Source organism: Dyella sp. (genome assembly GCF_035277725.1).
GTDB lineage: Bacteria > Pseudomonadota > Gammaproteobacteria > Xanthomonadales > Rhodanobacteraceae > Dyella_B.
In genome coordinates this window covers 1-7,224 of record NZ_DATEJY010000184.1, presented here as the reverse complement: position 1 = coordinate 7,224, position 7,224 = coordinate 1, and the positions used below count along the sequence as shown (strand labels likewise).

The 7,224-nt window shown below is 61.5% G+C and carries 8 protein-coding genes; 6 read left to right on the top strand and 2 right to left on the bottom strand.

Annotation, left to right across the window (positions count from 1 at the left end):
• Positions 1 to 398 (bottom strand): hypothetical protein (locus VJR68_RS15950; RefSeq protein ID WP_324149296.1); only part of this gene is annotated, 398 nt, incomplete at its 3' end.
• A gap of 130 nt (positions 399 to 528) precedes the next feature.
• On the opposite strand from VJR68_RS15950, the gene VJR68_RS15945 reads away from it, so the two are divergent.
• From VJR68_RS15945 to VJR68_RS15925, 5 genes are all read left to right on the top strand, one after another.
• The gene (locus VJR68_RS15945; protein WP_324149294.1) at positions 529 to 2,043 is read left to right on the top strand and encodes a DNA-3-methyladenine glycosylase 2 family protein; all 1,515 of its coding nucleotides are present in this window, start codon (positions 529 to 531) and stop codon (positions 2,041 to 2,043) included.
• Positions 2,040 to 2,567, top strand: a complete 528-nt coding sequence (locus VJR68_RS15940) for a methylated-DNA--[protein]-cysteine S-methyltransferase (protein ID WP_324149293.1) — start codon at positions 2,040 to 2,042, stop codon at positions 2,565 to 2,567. Before VJR68_RS15945 ends, VJR68_RS15940 begins: the two co-directional genes overlap by 4 nt.
• A 50-nt stretch (positions 2,568 to 2,617) precedes the next feature.
• Entirely contained in the window at positions 2,618 to 3,133 is a 516-nt protein-coding gene (locus VJR68_RS15935; protein ID WP_324149291.1) for a cupin domain-containing protein, read from the top strand.
• A gap of 39 nt (positions 3,134 to 3,172) precedes the next feature.
• Positions 3,173 to 4,411, top strand: a complete 1,239-nt coding sequence (locus VJR68_RS15930) for a TIGR03862 family flavoprotein (protein ID WP_324149289.1) — start codon at positions 3,173 to 3,175, stop codon at positions 4,409 to 4,411.
• 221 nt (positions 4,412 to 4,632) lie between these two features.
• Entirely contained in the window at positions 4,633 to 5,274 is a 642-nt protein-coding gene (locus VJR68_RS15925; RefSeq protein ID WP_324149287.1) for a carbonic anhydrase, read from the top strand.
• Between the two features lie 45 nt (positions 5,275 to 5,319).
• On the opposite strand, the gene VJR68_RS15920 is transcribed toward VJR68_RS15925, so the two are convergent.
• Positions 5,320 to 5,796 (bottom strand): nuclear transport factor 2 family protein, encoded by a 477-nt coding sequence (locus tag VJR68_RS15920; protein ID WP_324149285.1) that lies wholly within the window; start codon positions 5,794 to 5,796, stop codon positions 5,320 to 5,322.
• A gap of 169 nt (positions 5,797 to 5,965) precedes the next feature.
• On the opposite strand from VJR68_RS15920, the gene VJR68_RS15915 reads away from it, so the two are divergent.
• Positions 5,966 to 7,224: ectonucleotide pyrophosphatase/phosphodiesterase (locus VJR68_RS15915; protein WP_324149283.1), on the top strand; the 1,259-nt coding region annotated here is incomplete at its 3' end.

The following is a 7,224-nucleotide window of genomic DNA, read 5'->3' as shown; positions in this document are numbered from 1 at the left end:
GCCAGTTCAATTGCACGGTGCACCTGCTGCTGATTGTCGCGAACAGGGAGTCGACCCGTGCTGATGAAATCCAGCTTTCCGCGCGGACCATACACCGTAAGGTAAAGCGTTGCGCCCTTCTCGGCACCCTGGGTGCTCAGGTCCGCTTCCAGCTTGATCTTTCTGTTGCGAAAAGGCATGGCATCGCTTGCCGAACCGACGGCACCTGACTTGCCTGCATCCTCAGCGACTGAGGCAATGTGCAGCGTCGCACCCGGTTTGTTCCAAGGATCGCCGGCGCCTTCGACGTGGCAATCCGCTGCCCCGTCCGTTGCCATCCACGTCGGCGGCGCGGATTGCGCATCTGCCATCCCCATCCAGCAAGCACACAACAATGCAAACCCCACCCTCATCTGCATGGCATTCCCTCGCGGTCGAAAGCTCGCAACGCTAGCGAGCCATCGTTGCAATCGCAATACATGAACCCACCCAGGGCTCATGTCCGAAAACGGCGAGTTTCCTCTCCCCAACGGTGCTAGCCTGCACCCCATGTCAGAACTCCACACCCTCCCCACGCTGGACCCGCAAACTTGCGAGCGGGCTCGACTGAGCCGCGATGCACGGTTCGACGGGCTGTTCTTCATTGCGGTGAGCACAACCCGCATCTATTGCCGGCCGGTATGTCCTGCTTCGCCGTCGCCCAAGCGCGAAAACGTCGCGTATTACACGACGGCTGCGGCGGCGGAAGCGGCGGGGTTTCGCCCGTGCCTGCGCTGCCGGCCGGAACTGGCGCCGGGCAACGATGCGTGGCAGCGCGGCGATCATGTGATGACGCGTGCATTGAAGCTGATCGACGATGGATTGCTACAGGATCATTCTGTCGATGCGCTTGCGCAACGCGTTGGCATAGGCGCACGGCAATTGCGCCGCCTGTTCGTGGAACGGCTGGGCGCGCCGCCGATCGACGTGCACACCACGCGCCGCCTGTTGTTCGCCAAGCAACTGTTGACCGAGACGAACATGCCGGTGACGGACGTGGCGCTTGCCTCGGGTTTTGGCAGTTTGCGGCGCTTCAATGCCGCCTTCGCGCAGGCCAACCGCGTCGCACCGCGCGACTTGCGCCGCAAACCGTATGCCGCCCAGGGCGATAGTCTGATGCTGCGCCTGCATTACCGGCCACCTTACGATTTCCACGCGATACTGACGTTTCTGCGTGGGCGTGCCCTGCCCGGCATTGAGGTGGTCGACGATGAAAGCTACACGCGCGTATTCGGCCCGCCCGACACGCCAGGCTGGCTGCGCTTGAGTGCATGGCCAGAGCAGGACAACGCACTGCGCCTGCAGTTGCATTGCCCGCAACCGGCGCAGATGTTGTCGGTAGTAACGCGTATTCGCCGCATGTTCGATCTGGATGCGGATCCGCAAGCCATCGCCACGGCGTTGCAAACGACGGCGCCTATGCGTGCCTCGTTGCGCAAATACCCGGGCCTGCGATTGCCAGGAAGCTGGGATGGTTTTGAAGTAGCGGTGCGCGCCATTCTGGGCCAGCAAGTGAGTGTCGCCGCGGCACGTACGCTTGCGTCGCGCGTGGTGCATCGCTATGGCGCGCCACTATCAACACCGGTAGCACCAGGGTTGGAATGCTTGTTTCCCACACCGGAAACACTCGCTGATGCCGATCTGAATGCGTTGGGCATTATCACGTCGCGTGCGCAAACCATTCGTGGCGTGGCGCGTGCTCTGCTGGATGGGCGAGTGGATTTTCGCGTCGATCAATCACTGGAGCAATTCGTGCAGCATTGGGTCGCCCTGCCCGGCATCGGCGAATGGACAGCGCACTATATGGCGATGCGCGGACTGAGCCATCCGGATGCGTTTCCGGCGGCTGATCTGATTCTTCGCCGCGCCGCATCCGGCGACGGCAGCACTCTCAGCACCAAGGCATTGACGCAGATGGCGGAAGCGTGGCGCCCGTGGCGCGCCTATGCAGTCATGCATCTATGGCGCAGCATGAGCCAACCCGCCAAGCTGCCTGCAGCGACACGCAAGAGAGCAGTGGCATGACGACATCGAACGACATCTGGTACGACTATCTGCCCACGCCGATCGGCAAGCTGTTGCTGGCTGCCGATGCAAGCGGCCTGCGCGAAGTGTGGTTCGAAACCGGCAAGCATCGGAAAGAACCCGATCCGGCATGGAAACAAGATCCCGCCAAGCTCGCGTTCGCACGCAAGCAATTGGAGGAATACTTTGCCGGCACACGCACCGTCTTCGATTTGCCGCTGCACCCGATCGGGACGCCATTCCAGGTCACGGTGTGGCACGCTTTGGCCAAGATTCCGTACGGCAGCACCATCAGCTATGGCGATATGGCGCGACGCATCGGGCAGCCCCAGGCCGTACGCGCGGTGGGCGCTGCCAACGGACGCAATCCGTTGCCGATCGTGTTGCCCTGCCATCGGGTGATCGGAGCGAATGGCAGTTTGACAGGGTTTGGTGGCGGGTTGCCGACGAAGCGGTATTTGCTGGCGATGGAAGATCAAGTGGCACGCGGAGACCTGTTCGGAGCGCCACGTAGGCTGGGATGAAATCCCAGCATCGCCATGCCGATATATGCTGGGATTCCATCCCAGCTTACATGGCAGACCATCGCATGATCGTCGACGACATCATCCAGAAACTCGATCTGCAACCGCATCCCGAAGGCGGCTTTTATCGGCGTACTTATTGCGCCAGCGAGCGTATCGCGAAAGCGGATGGCGCGCAGCGCCACGCATCCACCGGCATCTACTACCTGCTGCACGCACACGCCTATTCCGCCTGGCATCGCATCGACGCCGATGAAATGTGGCACCACTACGCCGGCGATCCGCTGCTGATCCATATGCTCGATCAGCATGGTGAATGGAAAGTGCAGCGGCTCGGTAAGATGCTGCAGCAGCCGGACGCGGTATTTCAGTGCGTCGTGCCTGCGGGCTGCTGGTTTGCGGCGGAGCGCGAGGGATCGCAGGGCTATTCGCTGGTCGGTTGCACGGTGGCGCCGGGATTTGAATTTTCGAACTTCGAATTGGCGGATACGCAGGCGCTGCTGAATCGCTACCCAAGGCATGAGCCCGTGATCCGGCGGCTGGCGCCACGCGGAAACGGCGCGTAGCTCTCTTACAATGTACGGTCTTCCACGCCGTGCCAGCACATGCCGTCTATCCACTCTTCCCAACTGATCGTCATCGGCGGCGGCCCTGCAGGGTTGATGGCTGCGGAAACCGCGCGTGCGCAGGGCGTGGACGTCGATGTGTACGAGGCGAAGGGTTCGGTCGGACGCAAGTTTCTGATCGCCGGCAAAGGCGGCATGAACCTTACGCATAGCGAACCGCGTCCGGCATTCGATCAGCGGTATGGCGAGCGAGCGCGGGACATCGGCGCATGGCTGGATGATTTCGACGCCGCTGCATTGCGGGACTGGGCACGCGGCTTGGGTGTGGATACGTTTGTCGGCAGCTCGGGCCGCGTGTTTCCCAGCGACATGAAAGCCGCACCGCTGCTGCGCGGCTGGGTGCATCGCTTGCGCGAAAGCGGCGTGCGTTTTCACGTGCATCATCGCTGGCTCGGCTGGCGCGACGATGGCGCCTGGCATTTCGCCACGGCCGAGGGCGAAAGCTTTGTGCATGCCGATGCGGCAGTGCTGGCGTTGGGTGGCGGCAGTTGGCCGCAACTGGGTTCGGATAGTGCCTGGCAGCCTCGATTGGTCGAACGCGGTGTGGACGTGGCGCCTTTGCAGCCCGCCAATTGCGGTTTTGATATTGGCTGGAGCACGCATCTGTCTACGCGTTTTGCCGGTGCACCGCTCAAGCCCGTTGCCGCACGCTTGCACGATACCTCCGGACGCATGCCCATGCTGCAGGGTGAATGCGTGATCACGCAGACCGGCATCGAAGGCAGCGTGATCTATGCGTTATCCGCCGGCTTGCGCGATGCCATCCATCGGCAAGGCCATGCCGTGCTGGAGCTGGACCTGGCACCGGATCGCACGTTGGAAAGGCTGCGTCATGATCTCGCCAAACCGCGCGGAAGCCGCACGCTCAGCGAACATCTGCGGCGCCAGACCGGACTCGTGGGCGTGAAAACCGCGCTGTTGCACGAGGTGCTGGATACGGAACAACGCCACGACATGGCGCTGTTGGCGCGCACCATCAAATGCCTGCCGCTGCGCTTGAAACAGCCACGCCCCATCGCCGAGGCGATCAGCAGCGCCGGCGGTGTGCGGTTGGAAGCGTTGGATAGTGCGTTGATGCTGAGCGCCCTGCCCGGTGTGTTCTGCGCGGGGGAAATGCTGGATTGGGAAGCGCCCACCGGTGGCTATCTACTGACGGCATGTTTTGCGAGCGGATATCGGGCGGGTTTAGGTGCTACGGCATGGTTGAAGCGCCGGTAAGTTGGAGAGAACCAACGCTCAGCATTTTCGTCTATGCTCCAAGCCCGATCCGCAACACATAAATCGGGATGCGACACCTCTCGTTGTAGAAGATCTTCACGCTCCTCTCACAACCCTCATGGAGGTAGGCTATGTGCGATCACGCTTCTTGCGATCATGCGTCTTCACGGTCTCGTCGTCACTTTCTTGGAGCGAGCCTCGGATTGCTCGCGCTGAGCGCCATGTCGCCCTTGCGGGCGTATGTAGCAGAACCCTCGCCGCAGAACGCGATTTCACCGGATGCCGCCTTGCATCGCCTGCTGCAGGGCAATGCGCGCTACGCGGCCAATCAGCTCGATGCCAAGGATTTTTCGTCCGGCCGTGCCGCGCGCGCCAAGGCACAATATCCGGTTGCGGCCATCTTGAGTTGCGCCGATTCACGCGTCGCGCCGGAGCTGGTATTCGATCAAGGGCCGGGCGATTTGTTCGTCATCCGCGTGGCGGGCAATTACCTGAGCGGTGAGAGCCTGGCCAGCCTCGAATACGCGGTGGGCGTGCTCAAGACGCCGTTGATCATGGTACTGGGGCATACGGAATGCGGTGCGATCAAGGCCGCCATCAACGAGATCAAACATCCAGCACCCCTGCCCGGCCACATCTGGGATATCGTCGACGCCGTGCGGCCCGGCATTGCCAAGACGGTGGAAGCCGGTGGCGACGATATGCTGACCAAAGCCGTGGGCACCAATGTCGATTACAACGTCTCGCGCATTGCCTCGGCACAACCGGTGGTCTCCGAAGCCGTAGCGCATGGCAGCGTCAAAGTGGTCGGCGCGGTGTATGAACTGACTTCCGGCCGAGTGCTGCTGCGCCAGCCTGCGTGATGCACGCGCGTTATTCCGCGATGTCGGAATAACGCGCCCTTGTCGCTACAGGCCCAGATCGCTGAGCCCGGGATGGTCATCCGGCCGGCGTCCTTGCGGCCAATGGTATTTGCGCTCGGCTTCGCTGATCGGCACGTCGTTGATGCTGGCGTGGCGCACAGCCATCAAGCCGTTTTCATCGAACAGCCAATTCTCGTTGCCATACGAACGAAACCAGTTGCCGGAGTCGTCATGCCATTCATAGGCAAAGCGCACGGCGATGCGGTTACCATCGAACGCCCACAATTCCTTGATCAGGCGATAGTCCAATTCGCGTGCCCATTTGCGCGCAAGGAATGCCACGATCGCATCACGACCGGTGAGAAATTCCGAGCGATTGCGCCAGCGGCTATCGGGCGTATAGGCGAGCGCGACGCGCTTGGGGTCGCGCGTATTCCAGCCGTCTTCGGCAAGGCGCACTTTCTGGATCGCGGTTTCGCGGGTAAACGGTGGCAGGGGTGGACGTGGTTCGATCGCAGACATGACGGCTTCCATCGGCGGCACGGGGAACCGGCATTGTAGTTCCTGGCCCGATCCCGCCCACATAAAAACTTGCGACGGCACAGGGCACGTATCTGCGCTGCCCGGCATGCTGAATTAGTCACACAACTGCGTCATCATTCACGGCTGATCGAAATACGGGTTCCGCTCCATGAAACGCTTATCCAGCCTGCTGCTTTGCTCATTGATCGCCCTGGGTGGCTGTGCCACGCATCCCGCCGGGCCGACGCAAAGCAAGACACAGCAGGCCAAGATCGAGGCCACTGCGCCGTTGCTGCTGATTTCCATCGATGGCTACCGCGCCGACTACATCGATCGGGGCTTGAGCCCCAGCTTGCAGCAGCTGGCTGCAACGGGCGTGCATGCCGATTCGATGCAACCCTCATTCCCCTCGCTGACCTTTCCCAATCACTACGCCATCGTGACTGGCTTGGTGCCGGACCATAACGGCATCGTCAACAACACGATGGTCGATCCGCAGCTGGGCAAGTTTTCGCTGAGCAATCGCAGCGCCGTCAGCAATGGCTTGTGGTGGGATCAGGCGACGCCGCTGTGGGTGACTGCCGATGCAAATGGCCTGCGCACCGCAACCATGTTCTGGCCGGGCTCGGAAGCGGACATCCAGGGCAGGCACCCGGATTACTGGAAGCCTTTCAACAGCAAGGTGACGCCGAACCAGCGCGTCGACCAGATTCTTGCGTGGCTGGATCTGCCGCAGGAACAGCGCCCCACTTTTCTTACCCTGTATTTCGATGCCGTCGATCACGCGGGCCACGGGCATGGGCCGGATTCACCGGAAGTGAACCAGGCCTTGCGCGACACGGATGCAGCCATGGCGCGCCTGGTGGGTGGGCTGCGCCAGCGCGGCCTGTACGACAAGATCAACATCATCGTGCTGGCCGATCACGGCATGGCAAGTACGCCGCTGGAAAACAGCGTATTGATCGACAAATTGGTTCCCATGGATGACGTGGAAGAAGTAAGCCTGGGCGTGCTGGCAGGCTTCAATCCCAAGCGCGGCCATGACTTCAACGCCATTGAGAAAAAGCTGGAGCAACCGCAACAGCACATGCACTGCTGGGACAAGACGCGCATCCCTGCCCGCTTCAACTACGGCTCGAACACGCGCGTGCCGCAGCTGGTATGCGTGGCCGACGTGGGCTGGCGCATCACCACCACGGACTATCAAGCCAGTCACAAGGGCCACATAAGCATTGGCGAACACGGCTACGACAATGCCGATCCGTTGATGCAGGCGCTGTTTATCGCGCATGGACCGGCGTTCCAGAGCGGTATTCGTTTCCATAGCTTCCCCAACGTGGATGTGTATCCGCTGATGGCGCATTTGCTGGGCATCACGCCGAAGTTCAGCGATGGGAAGTTCGGGGATGTGCAGGGCATGCTGAAGCC